This is a genomic window from Bradyrhizobium sp. LTSP885 (genome assembly GCF_000938305.1).
Classification (GTDB): domain Bacteria; phylum Pseudomonadota; class Alphaproteobacteria; order Rhizobiales; family Xanthobacteraceae; genus Bradyrhizobium.
In genome coordinates, this window is record NZ_JYMT01000018.1 from 272,534 (window position 1) to 287,465 (window position 14,932).

Annotated in this window: 13 protein-coding genes; 9 read left to right on the forward strand and 4 right to left on the reverse strand. The window is 64.3% G+C overall.

Features of this window, described 5'->3' with window-relative positions; translation table 11 throughout:
• Nucleotides 1–45: 45 nt before the first annotated feature.
• Complete coding sequence (glgA, locus tag UP09_RS12440) at nucleotides 46–1,470, reverse strand: glycogen synthase GlgA (protein WP_044538444.1); 1,425 nt, start codon at nucleotides 1,468–1,470, stop codon at nucleotides 46–48.
• Between the two features lie 185 nt (nucleotides 1,471–1,655).
• Between glgA and UP09_RS12445 the strand changes: the two genes are divergently transcribed.
• From UP09_RS12445 to UP09_RS12480, 8 genes are all read left to right on the forward strand, one after another.
• On the forward strand, nucleotides 1,656–2,861 hold the full coding sequence (locus tag UP09_RS12445) for a CaiB/BaiF CoA transferase family protein (protein ID WP_245301914.1): 1,206 nt from the start codon (nucleotides 1,656–1,658) through the stop codon (nucleotides 2,859–2,861).
• 206 nt (nucleotides 2,862–3,067) lie between these two features.
• Nucleotides 3,068–4,609: an ABC transporter substrate-binding protein gene (locus UP09_RS12450; protein ID WP_044538445.1), complete on the forward strand. Its 1,542-nt coding sequence runs from the start codon at nucleotides 3,068–3,070 to the stop codon at nucleotides 4,607–4,609.
• Between the two features lie 7 nt (nucleotides 4,610–4,616).
• Nucleotides 4,617–5,567, forward strand: a complete 951-nt coding sequence (locus UP09_RS12455) for an ABC transporter permease (protein ID WP_044538446.1) — start codon at nucleotides 4,617–4,619, stop codon at nucleotides 5,565–5,567.
• A complete protein-coding gene (locus UP09_RS12460) occupies nucleotides 5,554–6,426 on the forward strand; it encodes an ABC transporter permease (RefSeq protein WP_044538447.1) in 873 nt (290 codons plus the stop codon). The genes UP09_RS12455 and UP09_RS12460 overlap by 14 nt, the downstream gene beginning before the upstream one ends.
• Nucleotides 6,423–7,409, forward strand: coding sequence for an ABC transporter ATP-binding protein (locus UP09_RS12465; RefSeq protein WP_044538448.1), 987 nt, complete (start codon nucleotides 6,423–6,425; stop codon nucleotides 7,407–7,409). Before UP09_RS12460 ends, UP09_RS12465 begins: the two co-directional genes overlap by 4 nt.
• Complete coding sequence (locus UP09_RS12470) at nucleotides 7,406–8,374, forward strand: ABC transporter ATP-binding protein (RefSeq protein WP_044538449.1); 969 nt, start codon at nucleotides 7,406–7,408, stop codon at nucleotides 8,372–8,374. Before UP09_RS12465 ends, UP09_RS12470 begins: the two co-directional genes overlap by 4 nt.
• Before the next feature lie 84 nt (nucleotides 8,375–8,458).
• Nucleotides 8,459–9,529: an alcohol dehydrogenase gene (locus tag UP09_RS12475; RefSeq protein WP_044538450.1), complete on the forward strand. Its 1,071-nt coding sequence runs from the start codon at nucleotides 8,459–8,461 to the stop codon at nucleotides 9,527–9,529.
• A 107-nt stretch (nucleotides 9,530–9,636) separates the two neighbouring features.
• A complete protein-coding gene (locus tag UP09_RS12480; protein ID WP_044538451.1) occupies nucleotides 9,637–10,719 on the forward strand; it encodes an isocitrate/isopropylmalate dehydrogenase family protein in 1,083 nt (360 codons plus the stop codon).
• A gap of 169 nt (nucleotides 10,720–10,888) precedes the next feature.
• Here the strand turns inward: UP09_RS12480 and UP09_RS38090 are convergent, their stop codons facing one another.
• Together UP09_RS38090 and UP09_RS12490 are read right to left on the reverse strand one after the other, a co-directional pair.
• The gene (locus UP09_RS38090) at nucleotides 10,889–11,215 is read right to left on the reverse strand and encodes a hypothetical protein (protein ID WP_044538452.1); all 327 of its coding nucleotides are present in this window, start codon (nucleotides 11,213–11,215) and stop codon (nucleotides 10,889–10,891) included.
• Nucleotides 11,216–11,390: 175 nt separating this feature from the next.
• Entirely contained in the window at nucleotides 11,391–12,731 is a 1,341-nt protein-coding gene (locus tag UP09_RS12490; RefSeq protein WP_044538453.1) for a L,D-transpeptidase family protein, read from the reverse strand.
• 272 nt (nucleotides 12,732–13,003) lie between these two features.
• On the opposite strand from UP09_RS12490, the gene UP09_RS12495 reads away from it, so the two are divergent.
• Entirely contained in the window at nucleotides 13,004–13,984 is a 981-nt protein-coding gene (locus tag UP09_RS12495) for a Bug family tripartite tricarboxylate transporter substrate binding protein (protein WP_044538454.1), read from the forward strand.
• 186 nt (nucleotides 13,985–14,170) lie between these two features.
• Here UP09_RS12495 and UP09_RS12500 read toward each other — a convergent pair whose 3' ends face one another.
• Complete coding sequence (locus UP09_RS12500; protein WP_156164579.1) at nucleotides 14,171–14,566, reverse strand: helix-turn-helix domain-containing protein; 396 nt, start codon at nucleotides 14,564–14,566, stop codon at nucleotides 14,171–14,173.
• Nucleotides 14,567–14,932 lie beyond the last annotated feature (366 nt).

Below are 14,932 nucleotides of genomic sequence, written 5' to 3' on the forward strand. Positions count from 1 at the left end.
CGCCGAACGCGACGCATTCCGGGAGCTGCGGGCGGGATCAAGGTTCTACGCCGCGCGCGGCATCACCAGCCGCTTGTACAGTGCGCCGTAGCAGGCGGCCGAGAGGTCCCAGCTGTAGGACTTGGCCATCGCGCTGCTGCGCATGGTATTGAGGCGGTCCTTGGTGCGGTAGGCATCGAACGCCCGCCTGACGCCGCCGAGGAAGGATTCCGCCGAAGGCTGCGGAAACAGGAAGCCGGTCTCGCCGTCGGTGATGGTCTCGGCAAGCCCGCCGGTCTGGTGGCCGATCGGCAGCGAACCGAAGCGCTGCGCATACATCTGGCTCAGCCCGCAGGGCTCGAAGCGCGACGGCATCAGGGTGAAATCGCTGCCGGCAAAGATGCGGCGCGCCTGCGCGTCGTTGAAGCCGATCACGACGCCGATTGCGTCCGGCCGGCGCCGGTGCGCGGCCACCAGCGCGTCCTCGAGGGCCGGCTCGCCGCTGCCGGTGACGATGATCTGGCCGCCGGCTTCGATGATCTGGTCTGCGGCCGACAGCACGAGGTCGACACCCTTCTGGTGCACGAGGCGGGCGACGAGGCCGAAGATCGGCCCGCGCGACAGCGCGAGCCCGAACTGCCGGCGGACATAGTCGGCATTGGCCTGCTTGCCCTTCCAGTCGCCGGCGCCGAAGGGTTTTGCGAGCTGCGCGCAAAAGCGTGGATCCCAGCTCTCGTCGATGCCGTTCAGGATACCGGTCAACTGGTCAGCCTCGGAGCGGACGCGCAGCAGGCCCTCGAGCCCGCAGCCGAGCTCTTCGGTCGTGATCTCCCTCGCATAGGTCGCGCTGACCGTGGTCAGGTGCGAGGCGTAGACGAGCCCGCCCTTGAGGAAGGAGAGCTTGTCGTAGAATTCCAAGCCGTCGATATGGAAGGAGCTTTCCGGTGCGCCGATCCGTCGCAGCGAGTCCCTCGGAAACAGGCCCTGATAGGCGAGGTTGTGGATGGTCAGGATCGAGGGAATCTGCGCGCCGCGCCAGGCGAGGTAAGCGGGTGTGAGCGCCGCCTGCCAGTCATTGGCGTGAACAAGGTCTGCTGCCCAATTCTTGTCCAAGGTCCCGGCTGCAAGTTCGGCAGCGGCGGAGGCAAAGCGGCCGAAGCGGATGTCGTTGTCGGGCCAGTCGCGGCCGAACTCGTCGCCGTAGGGATTGCCCGGACGGTCGTAGAGTTGCGGGCACAATAGTACATAGACCGGCAGTCCGTCCTTGGTCGATGCGCGCCCGAGCGTGCAGGCCGGCATCTCCGCGAGCGGAGGGCATTGTCCAACGATTTCAATATGAGTGAACTGTTCGATCACGTCCCGATAGCCGGGAAGCATGATCCTGACGTCGCTCCATGGGCGCAACGCCCGGGGGAGAGCAGCGGAAACGGCGGCGAGCCCGCCCACGCGGACGAAATCGTCCATTTCCGTTGTGACGAACAAGACCTTCAACAAGCGCCCTCGTTCCAGCCCATGAAAGGCTATGCAAGATTAGGTCCAGTTTGGTGTTGATTAAAATGCAACATGGCCGGCGGCCTGGTCTGGACGAGACGCTTTCCTGTCCGTGCGGCTCACTTTAGGGTCGCGCGGCGTCGAGCAATCAAGAACCGCGCGTGCAGGAAACGTTGGAGGAAGCCTTGAACACGACAATAGCCGGCAACGATGAGGGGAATTTGACACGGAGCTTCGGCGGCCTTCGCGTGCTCGATTTTTCGACCACGATCGCCGGCCCTCATTGCACGCGTATGCTCGCCGACATGGGCGCGGAGGTGATCAAGATCGAAACCACCGAAGGCGAGACGATGCGGAACCGCCCGCCGGTGCGCAACAACTGCTCGACGGCGTTCGGCCAGCTCAACATCGGGAAGACCAGCCTTGTGCTCGACCTGAAGTCGCAGGAAGGTGTCGAGGCGGTGCGCCGATTGATCGCGACCGCTGATGTGCTGGTCGAGAATTTCCGTCCCGGCGTGATGCGGCGGCTGAAGCTCGACTATGGCTCGGTCAGCGACATCAATCCGAAGCTGATCTATTGCTCGATCTCCGGTTACGGCCAGACCGGCCCGTCGGCGGAATTGCCGGCCTATGCACCTGTCATCCATGCCGCCTCCGGCTACGAGATGGCGCATCTCGCCTACCAGCCGGGCCGCAGCCGGCCGGACTATTGCGGCATCTATCACGCCGACGTGCTGACCGGCGTCTACGCCTTTGGTGCGATCTCGGCTGCGCTCTATCAGCGCAGTGCCAGCGGCAAGGGGCAGCACATCGACGTCTCGATGCTGGAATCGATGCTGAGCCTGACCTTGGGCGAAGTGCAGGCGGCGCAATTCGAGGTGAAGCCGCCGCAGCGCCCGATGTTCGGGCCGATCGAGACCACCGACGGCTATGTGATGGTGGCGATCGCCAGCGAGAAGACGTTCAAGAACTTGATGCAGGTGATTGGCCGGCCCGAATGGGTCGCCGATCCCCGCTTCGCAAGATATTCCGATCGGCGGGACAACTGGGTGAGCCTGATGGAGGGCGTGGAAGCCTGGTCGCGCGCAATCAGCACGCAAGCCTGTCTTGCCGCGCTCAACGAATATGGCGTGCCATCGTCGGCCTATCGCACCGTGAGCGAGGCGCTTGCCGATCCGCAGATCGCGCATCGCGGCGCTCTGGCCGAGGTCGAGGATGGCGGCGGCACCTTCAAGGTGCTCAATTTGCCGTTCCGGATGTCCGGCGCGACGGTTGTCGCCGGCAAGCGCGTGTCGACGCTGGGCGAGCACACGCTGTCCTATCTGAAGGAGATCGGCCTCTCCGAGGGTGAGATCGCAGGGTTCACGGTGTCGAAGACCGCGCGCGCCTAGAGCGTTTTCGAGCGAAGTAGACGCCGGTTCGCGAGAAGAAAGCGCGTCAAAACAGGAATCTGGAGCATCGGTTCTGAACCGATGATCTAGCCTGCGGCCTTTCATCCTTCTTACGGTCTTGCGCGCGCGGCAATTCCAGACAATGTTGTCGCCTATCACATGACGATCCGGAACACCGGACGTTGCCGACCTCGGAGGGAGCATCGATGAAGCCGGTCATCCGCGCGCAAGCGATTGCGCGTTTATTTCTTGTCGCGGGATTTGCTTCGGTGGCGTTCGCGATGCCCGCCAGCGCGCAGAAGTCGGGCGGTACTCTCACCGTCGGCCAGGAACTCGATATTCCCGGCTTCGATCCGCTCAAGGTCGGCGTCTACGACACATCGGCCAACACCGCGGCAGCCGCGATCTTCGATACGCTGATGACGCTTGACGACAAGGGCGAGCCGCAGCCGAAGCTCGCTTTGTCGTGGGCGCATTCGGATGACTTCAAGACCTGGACCATCAAGCTGCGGCCGGGCGTCAAATTCCATGACGGCACGCCGTTCAATGCGCAGGCGGTGAAGGAGAATTTCGACCGCCAGAAGGACCCGGCCAACAAATGCCGCTGCGCCTTCTACATCACCAGCATCACTAGCGTGCAGGTGGTCGATGATCTCACGGTCGTCTATAATTTCAGCGACCCGTCGGTGAACTTCCCGGCGACGCAATCGATTCAAAGCTCCAACAATGTCATGCAGTCGCCGACCGCATGGAAGACCAAGGGCGACGACTATAATCGCAACCCGGTCGGCACCGGTCCCTACATCCTGAAATCATGGAATGCCGGCGACCGCATGGTGCTGGAGAAGAACCCGGACTATTGGGACAAGGGCAAGCCCTATCTGGACCGCGTCATCCTGAAGCCGCTCCCGGACGCGCAATCGCGCTTTGCGTCGCTGCAATCGGGCGAAGCCGACGTTATCTGGGATGACGAATACGACGCCGACAACATCCTCAAGGCCCAGAAGGATTCGAGCCTCGCCGTGCTCACCTATGCCGGTTCGGGCGCGCAGGTCTATGCCTTCAACACCAAAGCGCCGCCGTTCGATGACGTTCGCGTCCGCCAGGCGCTGGTGATGGCGCTCGACCGCAAGAAGATGTCGCAGGCGATAACCAACGGTCTGGCGCGGCCGGCCAGCAATCCCTATGGCGACGGCTCCTGGGTCAAGTGCAAGGACGACGGCGCACTGCCGGAAGACGTCGCCAAGGCCAAGGAACTGATCAAGGATTACGGCAAGCCGGTCGAGTTCAAGATGATCATATCCGCGACGCCGCGCGGGCGCACCGTCGGCCAGGTGATGCAGCAATTCTGGAAACGGGTCGGCGCCAACATGGAGATCGAGCAGATCGATCAGGCCACCATCGTGCCGCGCGCCTTCATGCGCCAGTTCCAGCTGACGCCGTGGCGCATCGTCGATCTCGCCGATCCCGATCCGCAGATGTACGCCAATTTCCACACCGGCAGCCCGGTGGCACTGGCGAACTTCTCTGATCCGGAGCTCGACCGGCTGCTCGAGCACGCGCGGACCACCGCCGACGTCGCCAAGCGCACCGAGGATTATTGCGCGGTCAGCCGCCTGATCAACAAGGAGGCGATCTGGTTCTGGACCTTCCAGAACACCTATTACGCGATCACGAGCGCGAAGGTGAAGGGCGTGGCGAAGATGTTCAACGGGGTGCTCGACGTTTCGACCGCGTGGAAGGAATAAGACCTTCATGCTGTTCTTCGTCGCGCGGCGGCTCTTCTACCTGATACCGGTGCTGATCGCCGTCTCGGTGCTGACCTTCGTGATCGCCTCGCTGCTGCCGGGCGACCTCGCTTACGTGATCCTTGGCGACCAGGCGACGCCGGAGAACGTCGCGGCCTTGCGCCATGACATGGGGCTCGATCAGCCGATCTGGCTGCGCTATTTCGGCTGGCTCTGGCACATCCTGCAGGGCGATTTCGGCCGCTCGTTCCGCACCGGTCAGACGGTATTGCAGGCGGTCAGCGATCGCGTGCCGGTCTCGTTCGAGCTGATGATCTTCGCCGAGCTGATCGGGCTTGCGATCGGTGTGCCGCTCGCGATCGCCTGCGCGGCGAAGGCCGGCAGCGCATTCGACCGCTTCATGACCGGCTCGGCGTTCGGCATGCTGTCGGTGCCGACCTTCCTGTCCGCGATCCTGCTGATCTATTTGTTCGCGGTCGAGCTGCGCTGGCTGCCGGCGACCGGCTATGTGCCGTTCACCGAAGACCCGCCCGCCAATCTGCGCTTCATGGTGCTACCGTCGCTGACCTTGGCGCTGGCGGAGTGGCCGGGCATCATGCGCGTGCTGCGCTCCGACATGATTGCGGCGTTGCAGGAGGACTATATCGCGCTGGCCAAGGCGAAGGGCCTCAAGCCGTCGCGCATCCTGTTCGTGCATGCGCTGAAGCCCTCGTCGCTGACGCTCGTCACCATCACCGGCATCAATATCGGCCGCCTGATCGGCGGCGCCGTGATCGTGGAGTCGATCTTTGCGTTGCCGGGGATCGGCCGTCTTTTGGTCGGCGCGATCTACACCCGCGACCTCATCATCCTGCAGGGCGTGGTGCTGCTGGTCGCCGCCGGCTTCGTGCTCATGAACTTCATCGTCGACTTGCTCTACGCCGTTCTCGATCCGAGGATCCGCCATGGCCACGCTTGAGCTCAGCCTCGAAGACGAGGCCGGCGCGCGACGGGCGCGGCGCGGGCGCCGGCTCGGAATGCTGTTCTGGTTCGCAATCGGCTGGATGGTGCTGGTGTTTGCGGTTGCGATCTTCGCCGATCTGCTGCCGCTACCAAGCCCGACCGACATGGATATGCTGGAGCGGCGGGCACCGTTCTCAGTCGAGCATTGGCTTGGCACCGACGGGCTCGGCCGTGATGAGCTGTCGCGGCTGATCTATGGCGCGCGGATTTCGCTGATCGTCGGCCTCTGCGCGCCGGTGATCGGGGTGACGATCGGCGGCGCGCTCGGCATGCTCGCGGGCTATTTCCGCGGCCGTTTCGAATCGCTCGTGGTCGGCAGCATGGACGTGCTGCTGGCATTCCCACCGCTGATCCTGGCGCTGGCGGTGACGGCCTTTCTCGGCCAGTCAATCTTCAACCTGACCTGCATCCTCGGCGTGCTCGGCATTCCCGCCTTCATGCGGGTGGCGCGGGCCTCGACGTTGACGCTGGCGCGGCGCGAATTCGTCATCGCCGCGCAGGCGCTCGGCGCGTCGCACGCCCGCATCCTGCTGCGTGAGCTGCTGCCGAACGTGCTGCTGCCGCTGCTCGCTTTCTTCCTGCTTGGCGTCGCCGTCACCATCGTGGTCGAGGGCGCGCTGTCTTTCCTCGGGCTCGGTGTGCCGCCGCCGATATCGAGCTGGGGCAGCATGATCGGGGAGGGGCGTGAGAGCCTCGACGTGGCGCCGCGGCTCGCCTTCATTCCCGCCATTGCGATGTTCCTGACCGTGCTCGCCTTCAACCTGATCGGCGACACCATGCGGGCGCTGACCGACCCAAGACAGGGTGCGCTGTGAGCGACACGCTGCTCTCGGTCGAGGATGCGGTGGTCGACCTGCCGACGCCGCGTGGCAATCTGCGGGCGGTCGATCATGTCGATCTCGCCGTCGGCGCCGGCAAGACCCTCGGCATCGTCGGCGAATCCGGCTGCGGCAAGACTATGCTGTCGCGGACGATCCTGCAGCTCCTGCCCAAGAAGGCCAAGCTGTCCGGCCGCGTGATGTTCGACGGGCAGGACCTCCTGAAACTGCCGCCGGAGAAACTGCGCAAGCTGCGCGGCCGCTCGCTCGCGGTCGTGTTCCAGGATCCGATGACCTCGCTCAACCCAGTGCTGACCATCGGCACCCAGTTGATCGAGACCATCCAGGAGCACCTCGAGCTCGATCTGGCCAAGGCAAGGCAGCGTAGCGTCGAACTGCTTGCGGCCGTCGGCATTCCCGCGCCCGAGCAACGCCTGACCCAATATCCGCATCAGCTCTCCGGCGGCATGCGCCAGCGCGTGGCCATCGCGATCGCGCTGTCCTGCGAACCGAAGCTGTTGATCGCAGACGAGCCGACCACCGCGCTCGACGTCACGATCCAGGCCCAGATCCTCGATCTCTTGGCGCGCGAGCAGCAGCGCCGCCACATGGCGATGATCCTCATCACGCATGATCTCGGCGTGGTGGCCGGCCGTGCCGACGAGGTCGCCGTGATGTACGCGGGACGGGTGGTCGAGCGCGCGCCGACGCCGGCGTTGTTCAAGCAGATGCGAATGCCCTACACCGAGGCGCTGCTTGCCGCGCTGCCCAAGCTCGATGCCGCGCCGCATACGCCGCTGCCGGCGATCTCGGGACGGCCGCCCGATCCGACCCGGCCGCTCAAGGGCTGCTCGTTTTCGCCGCGCTGCCGCTATGCCACTGAGCGCTGCAGCACGGAGAAACCGTCGCTCGTTGCGGCGGAGACGCCGGAGCATCTCTATGCCTGCTTCCATCCGATCGCGGCACGAGTTCCCGCATGATGCAACAGGTCTCATCCGATCCGCTGCTGAAGGTGGAGAACCTCGTCGTCGAATACGCTGTCGGGGGCAGGACCGTTCACGCGGTGTCCGGTGTCAGCCTCGAGATCGCCCGTGGCGAGACGCTGGGCCTGGTCGGAGAATCCGGCTGCGGCAAGTCCACCCTCGGCCGTGCCGTGCTGCAATTGCGCAAGGCCGTATCGGGCAAGGTGCTGTTCGACGGCCACGATCTCACTGCCATGCAGGGCGATGCGCTGCGCAAGATGCGCCGGCGCGTGCAACTGATCTTTCAGGACCCGATCGCCTCGCTCAACCCGCGGCGGCGGATCGGCGATATCGTCGCCGAGCCGCTGGTGATCTCCGGCGTCGCCGATCCAGCCAAGCGCAAGCAGATCGTTGACGACGTGCTGTCGGCGGTCGGCCTTGATCCGGCGCTCGTCGGTGGACGCCTGCCGCATGAATTCTCCGGCGGACAATGCCAGCGCATCTGCATCGCCCGCGCGCTGGTGCTGAACCCGGAATTCATCATCTGCGACGAGCCGGTCTCCGCGCTCGACGTCTCGATCCGCGCGCAGATCCTCAATTTGCTGGAGGAGATGAAGGCGCGCTACGGCCTGACGCTGCTGTTCATCGCCCATGATCTCGCGGTCGTGAAATCGGTCAGCGATCGCGTCGCCGTGATGTATCTCGGCCGGCTCTGCGAGGTCGGCCCGTCCGAGCAGTTGTTTGCAAGCCCGGCGCATCCCTATACCGCGCTGCTGATCGAGGCGATCCCGGTGCCTGATCCGGATGTTCGCCCGACCCAAAGCGTGCCGGTCGGCGAGCCGCCGTCGCCGATCGCGCCGCCATCGGGTTGCCGCTTCCGCACCCGTTGCCCGCGGGCGGACGCGCGTTGCGTTGACGAGGTGCCGGAACTGCGCATGGTCGCGCCGGGCCAGTTCGCGGCTTGCCATCACCCGCTGATCTGAATACCAGAGACCGAGAGCGCGTTTGTCCCGAGCGGGCAGGCGTGGCAAGGTCCGCCGCAAGAACAGGATCCCGGGAGAACAGTGATGAAGAGTTTCCAGGTCGTCGATTTCCATGCCCCGCTGCAAGAGGTCGATCATCCGACGCCGCAACCGTCGGGCACGCAGGTGCTGGTCAAGGTCAAGGCGGCCGGCGTCTGCCACAGCGATCTGCATATCTGGGAAGGCGGCTACGATCTCGGCCACGGCCGCAAGCCGCTGTCGCTCAAGGATCGTGGTGTGTCGCTGCCGCGCACGATGGGGCACGAGACGGTCGGCGAGGTCGTGGCGTTCGGGCCCGACGTGACCGAGGCCGACAAGGGCGGCCTCAAGATTGGCGACGTCGCGCTGGCCTATCCCTGGCTCGGCTGCGGCAAATGTCCGACCTGCCTCGGTGGCGACGAGAACATGTGCGCGGTCAAGCCGAATGCGCTCGGTGTCTACTGCGACGGCGGCTATGCCGATCACATGACGGTGCCGCACCCGAAGTATCTGCTCAACCTCAGGGGGCTCGATCCCATCACGGCGGCGCCCTACGCCTGCTCCGGCGTCACGACCTACAGCGCGCTGAAGAAGGTCGAGAAGGATTTTGATACCCCGATCGTGATCTTCGGCGCCGGGGGCCTCGGCCTGATGGCGCTGTCGCTGTTGAAGGCGATGGGCGGCAAGGGAGCCATCGTGGTCGACATCGATACCAGGAAGCGCGAGGCGGCCGAGGCCGCCGGCGCGCTCGCGACCGTCGACGGAAACGCGCCGGATGCGTTGGAGCAGCTGACGAAGAAGGCGGGCCAGCCGATCCGCGCCGCGATCGATCTGGTCGGCAACGCCCAGACCGCGCAGCTCGGCTTCGATTGCCTGACCAAGGGCGGCAAGCTCGTGATGGTCGGCCTGTTCGGCGGCGGCGCGCCCTGGGCGCTGCCGCTGATCCCGATCAAGGCAGTCACGATCCAGGGCAGCTATGTCGGCAATCTGCGCGAGACGCAGGAACTGCTCGATCTCGTGCGCACGAAGAAAATTCCGGCGATCCCGGTGACGCCGATGCCGCTTGCCAAGGTCAACGAGGCGCTGACGGATCTGCAGAAGGGCAGGCTGGTCGGGCGCGCGGTATTGACGCCTTGAATTGAGTTATCGTCATTCCGGGGCGATGCGCCAGCATCGAACCCGGAATCTCGAGATTCCGGGTTCGCTTCGCGCCCCGGAATGACAGTTGTGTTCTGGAGAATCCCATGTCCGCCAACAACGCACTTCACATCGCAGTCCTCGGCGGCGACGGCATCGGGCCGGAGGTGATGGCGCCTGCGCTCGAGGTGCTGCGCAAGATCGAGGCGAGGACGGACCTCAGATTCCGTCTCACCGAGGCGGCGGCCGGCGCCGTCAACTACAGGGAAACCGGCAAGTCGATGCCGGAGAGCACAATCCGGCTGTGCGAGGAGGCCGACGCCATCTTGCTCGGCGCCTGCGGCCTGCCGTCGGTGCGCTATCCTGACAATACCGAGATCGCACCGCAGATCGAATTGCGCATGATCTTCGACCTCTATGCCGGCGTGCGTCCGGCGCGGCTGATTCCGGGTGTGCCGAGCACGATCGTCGGGGCCGACCAGAAGGGGATCGATCTCGTCGTGATCAGGGAATCCACCGAGGGCCTGTTCGCCTCGATGGGTAAGGGCGTCGTCACCGACAGCGAGGCGCGCGAGACCATGGTGATCACGCGGCACACCTCGGAGCGGCTGTTCGAATTTTCCTTCCGCCTCGCCGAACGCCGCAAGGCGCGCGGCCGCGTCAATGGCAGGCTGACCTGCGTCGACAAGGCGAACGTGTTCAAGGCGTTTGCATTCTTCCGCGAGATTTTCGACGAGACCGCAAAACGTCATCGCGACGTGAAGGCCGATCATCTCTACATCGACGCGACCGCAGCGGCGTTGGTGAAGCGTCCGTGGGACTTCGACGTCATGGTCACCGAGAACATGTTCGGTGACATCCTGTCCGACCTTACCGCCGGCCTGATCGGCGGCATGGGCATGGCGCCGTCGGCCGACATCGGCGACCGCTATGCGGTGTTCCAGCCGTGCCACGGCACCGCGCCCGACATCATGGGGCAGGGCAAGGCCAATCCGACCGCGATGATTCTCTCGGTCGCGATGATGCTGGACTGGCTCGCCGACAAGCACGGCCTGGAAGGTGCGACCGAGGCAGCTGAAAGCATCGAGCGCGCCGTCGACAAGGTCTATGCCGATGGCATCAAGCCGTTCGAGTTCGGCGGCCGCAACGGCACTGCCGACGTCGCGAATGCGGTGCTGGCGGCGCTGTAGCGCGACGGGCCGGGTTCTCGATCCTCGTCCCGTCATGCTGAGGGTGCGAGCGGAGCGAGCCTCGAAGCATGTACGGCCACAGTCGGGCGTCGCCCTTCGAGGCTCGCTTCGCGAGCACCTCAGGGTGACGGGAGGGAGATGAGGGGGCCGAAGCCCCCTCGTTGACTCACTAGCGCCGGTGTCCGCCGTGCTGATGTCCGCCGCCGTGATGTCCACCGTGGTGGCGCGGCCCCTGATGATGGGGGCGCTGGAAATGCGGACGCTGATGCCATCCGTGATGGCGCGGTCCAGAGTAGCCATAGGCGCCATATGCGCTGGGACGCCAGTGGCAGCGGCCCCAGGAATCGCAGACATAGCGCACCTGGTCGATATCAGACGTTTCGCCTGCGATGTGGCTGGCTTGCGGAAGCCCGTTCGGCATCGCCGACGCCGCACCCGGCATCAAGGCTGCGCTTCCCAAAGCGGCCAGTCCAATAACAGCAAGCTTGATATTCATTGCGATCTCCTTGGTTGAAGTCTGAAAACGTCCATGCGGCCGCTTGGTTGCTGCGACAAAAAGACGAGCCCGTGCATTTGGTTTCACGGACGTAAGTTCAACGGGGAGAATGCGGAGTTCTAAAGTCGCTTCGACCGTCGGGCGACAATTGGCCGCGCGACAGAATGGCAAAGCGTTACTGCGCGAGATGCGCGGTCAGCGGATGTTCGACGGCCTTGTTGAAGAAGGCCGCTTCCTCGGCGGTGGCTTCCAGCAATTGCTGGTCCTGGTCGTAGATGTCGTTGCGGAACTGGACGGTCTGGTCCTTCGTCATCCACGCCGTGAGATAGATCCAGGCGACCGGGACCTTCTTCAGCATCCGGACGTCCTGACGCTGCCCGGTGGCGATCGCCGCGTCGATGGCGGCGCGCGTCCATTGCGACTGGTCCTTGAGCAGCCACGCCGCAAGGTCGCGGACGTTGTCGACACGCGAGCAACCATGCGAATCGAAGCGGTAGTCGTCGCTGAACAGGCTGTGCTGGTTGGTGTCGTGCATGTAGACCGAATAGGAGTTCGGCATATCGATCTTGACCGCGCCGAGCGCGTTCCACGTGCCGTTCTGCTGACGCACCGTGACGTTCGGCGTGTGGTTTCCGGACCAGTCGACCGAAGCCGGATCGACCGGGTTGTCATGGGCGTCGAGCACGTCCATGTGCATGCGCGACAGGTAGGTGGGGTCCTTGCGCATATGCGCCGAGATTTCCGTCTTCGTGATCGACGACGGCACCGTCCAGGTCGGATTGAGATTGACGCTGGTGATCTCGGCGGTGAGCGTCGGCGACGGCTTTTCGGTCTTGCCGACGATGACGCGATAGCGCCGCACGACCTTGTCGTCCTCGACGGCCTCGGCAAAGGTGGCAGGAATATTGACGACGACGTAGCGCTGCCCGAATTGGAAATCGGTCTGGGCGAGCCGCTCCAGCGACGCCTCGAGCTGCTTGATCCGCTTCTGGACGGGAACGTTGAGCGCAGCCAGCGTCCGCGGCGTCACCGTGCCGGTGGCGGCGAGGCCATGGCGCACCTGGAAGCGTTTCACCGCCTCGGCGAGAGCCTCATCATAGGCGCCGCTGGCCTTGTCGGTGGCGAGGTCGCCGGTGATGATCAGGCGCTTGCGCAGCAGGTCGTCATTGGCCCCCTCGACACCCAATGCGAATTTCGCGTCCGCCGGAATCGCCGGCCATCCGCCGCGGACGGCGAGATCGGAATAGCTGAGCGCCGCCTCGCGAATCCGTTGCGCGGTGCCTTGGTCGTAGGTCGGTTCGTGCGACAGCGCGAGCGCCGCGGCTGACCGCGACTCGGGAGTGGAGGCGGGTGCGGCCGGCTTTGCCTGGTTTGCTTGCGCGGCCGCCGGAGCTGCCGCGGGAGTAGCATGATGAGGTTGGGGTGCCGCGGCCGGTCCGGGTGCGCCAGCGGTCTGGGCGAATGCCGGCAGAGCCGAAAGCATCGTGGCCAAGGCAACGAGTGTCACTCTCTGCATATCGCGTTCCCCGGAATGCGCGTGGCGCTGGAGTCAAAATCGGCCCCTTGGCCGGACGAACAAATGGCGGCAAGTTCGAGTGGGCGTGATGGTTTATCCCAAGAGCGTTGCGTCTTGATTAAGTTCTGGTTGCGGCTGTTGCAGCGCCGCAACCTTCCGACCACGCTGCCGCCCCGAATCGGTTTCTTGTTTCGCTGATATGTCGTGTTGGCGGATAGTATGGTTCGCAACATGCCAAGAAAAAGAGCAGGGGGAATGCCGGAGGAAATGCCATGTCACTGACACGTCGGAATGTCCTTGCGGGAAGCGGCGCGCTGCTGCTGCTGGCCGACCTGCCGGCGCTGGCGGCGGGTGTCTATCCGAATCACGCGATCAAGCTGATCGTGCCGTATCCGGCCGGCGGTACCACGGATCTGCTGGGCCGGCTGGTCGCCGACCATCTGAAGAGCGGGCTTGGCGTGAGCGTCACTGTCGAGAACAGGCCCGGTGTCGGAACCACGCTCGGCGCCGAGTTGGTCGCCAAATCCGATCCGGACGGGTACACGCTGCTGATGGCGACCTCGACGACGCTTGCCATCAACAAGGCGCTGTACAAGGAGTTGCCTTACGACCCCGTCAAGGATTTCGCGCCGATAGCGCTGATCGCCGGCGTCCCTTTCGTGCTGGTCGTCAATCCTGCGATTCCGGTGAAATCGCTGACCGAATTCATCGCCTATGCCAGGTCGAAACCGGGATTGGCCTACGGATCGGCCGGTAGCGGGAGTCCGCAGCATCTCGGTGCGGAGATGCTGAAGGCGGCATCGGGCATCGACATCCGCCACGTGCCTTATCGTGGCAGCATGCCGGCGCTGCTCGATGTCGTCGCCGGTCACATTCCCTTCATGGTGGTCGACCTGCGTCCGGCACTGCAACAGATTCGCGAAGGCAAGGTGAGGGCGCTTGGCGTCACCACGGCGAAGCGCGTCGCAGCAGCGCCGGATCTTCCGACCCTTGCGGAGAGCGGGCTGCCGGGCTTCGACCTGGTGGCGTGGCAGGGCGTGGTTGCGCCTGCAGGCACGCCGCGCGGCATCATCGATCAGCTCGCCGGGCAGATCGGCCGGCTGACCACCGATCCGGCGACCCGAGCCAAGCTCACGTCGCTCGCGCTCGAGCCGTTGCCTGCATCGACGCCGGATAGTTTTGCAGCCTACATCAAGGCCGAGGTCGATCGCTGGGCCGTGATCGTGCAGAAATCCGGAGCCCAGATCCACTAAGCGTTTCTCTACGCGAACCGGTATCCACATCGCTGGAAAACGCTCTGGCAACAAAAAAAGCGCCGCCATCTGCGATGGCAGCGCGTTGATATTGTTCCGGCTGCGATCAGCGCACCGCGTTGCGGTCACGGCCGATCCGTCCGGTCGATCGCCTTCGTGGCGCAGCGATCCGACCTATGACGCCGCTCAGGCTTCGTTGGCGGCAATCGATTCCATCAACGAGACCAGCTGGCGCTGGACGGTCTGGTCCTTGATCTTGCTGTAGGCGCGCAGCAACCGCAGGCTGAACGCGCTGTCCAGGAACAGAAGGCTTTCGACTTCGCGGGCCTTGCCGTCACCGTCGTAGAAGAAGGTGACCGGCACATCGAGCGCGCTCGCGATCGACTGAAGGCGCGCGGCGCCGACCCGGTTGACACCCTTTTCGTACTTCTGAACCTGCTGGAAGCTGACGCCAAGCTTGTCGCCGAGCTCGGCCTGCGAGATCTTCTGCTCCACACGCCGGAGGCGAATCCGCTTGCCCAACTCAATGTCCGGTTTGCCGGCACTGCGCTGCTTCATCTTCTTTGCTGCTGATCTGTTCATTCTGGTGACCCGTCCTTCAATCAGGAATCCCTGGCCCGGATAGGTCAGGGACTCGTCCATGATGTACCGCGTTAAAGCTCATGTGCTTCGTCAGTTCATCGTGAGAACGACGAAAACCCAGTCGTGGATCATACCCAAGCGCATCTGCGCATAGGAATCATCCTGACACCGACGTGGCCGACTACCTAAAGTCGATCGCGCCAAGGTGCCTCTCGACACCCCGCCTTCCACATTTGGCAAAATATTGACCGAACCACAACTAGCGCGAGTTTGATCGTCACAGATTTTGCGCGCATGCTTACCGGCAGCACTGATACGCGGCCCGTATTTCTACGGGCGCACGACTATCTTACGGGCATCCATCTT

Coding starts and splice junctions, on each gene's coding strand:
- UP09_RS12450 (WP_044538445.1), top strand. CDS start 3,068: ATGAAGCCGGTCATCCGCGCGCAAGCGATTGCGCGTTTATTTCTTGTC.
- UP09_RS12455 (WP_044538446.1), top strand. CDS start 4,617: ATGCTGTTCTTCGTCGCGCGGCGGCTCTTCTACCTGATACCGGTGCTG.
- UP09_RS12460 (WP_044538447.1), top strand. CDS start 5,554: ATGGCCACGCTTGAGCTCAGCCTCGAAGACGAGGCCGGCGCGCGACGG.
- UP09_RS12470 (WP_044538449.1), top strand. CDS start 7,406: ATGATGCAACAGGTCTCATCCGATCCGCTGCTGAAGGTGGAGAACCTC.
- UP09_RS12475 (WP_044538450.1), top strand. CDS start 8,459: ATGAAGAGTTTCCAGGTCGTCGATTTCCATGCCCCGCTGCAAGAGGTC.
- UP09_RS12480 (WP_044538451.1), top strand. CDS start 9,637: ATGTCCGCCAACAACGCACTTCACATCGCAGTCCTCGGCGGCGACGGC.
- UP09_RS38090 (WP_044538452.1), bottom strand. CDS start 11,215: ATGAATATCAAGCTTGCTGTTATTGGACTGGCCGCTTTGGGAAGCGCA.
- UP09_RS12490 (WP_044538453.1), bottom strand. CDS start 12,731: ATGCAGAGAGTGACACTCGTTGCCTTGGCCACGATGCTTTCGGCTCTG.
- UP09_RS12495 (WP_044538454.1), top strand. CDS start 13,004: ATGTCACTGACACGTCGGAATGTCCTTGCGGGAAGCGGCGCGCTGCTG.
- UP09_RS12500 (WP_156164579.1), bottom strand. CDS start 14,566: ATGAACAGATCAGCAGCAAAGAAGATGAAGCAGCGCAGTGCCGGCAAA.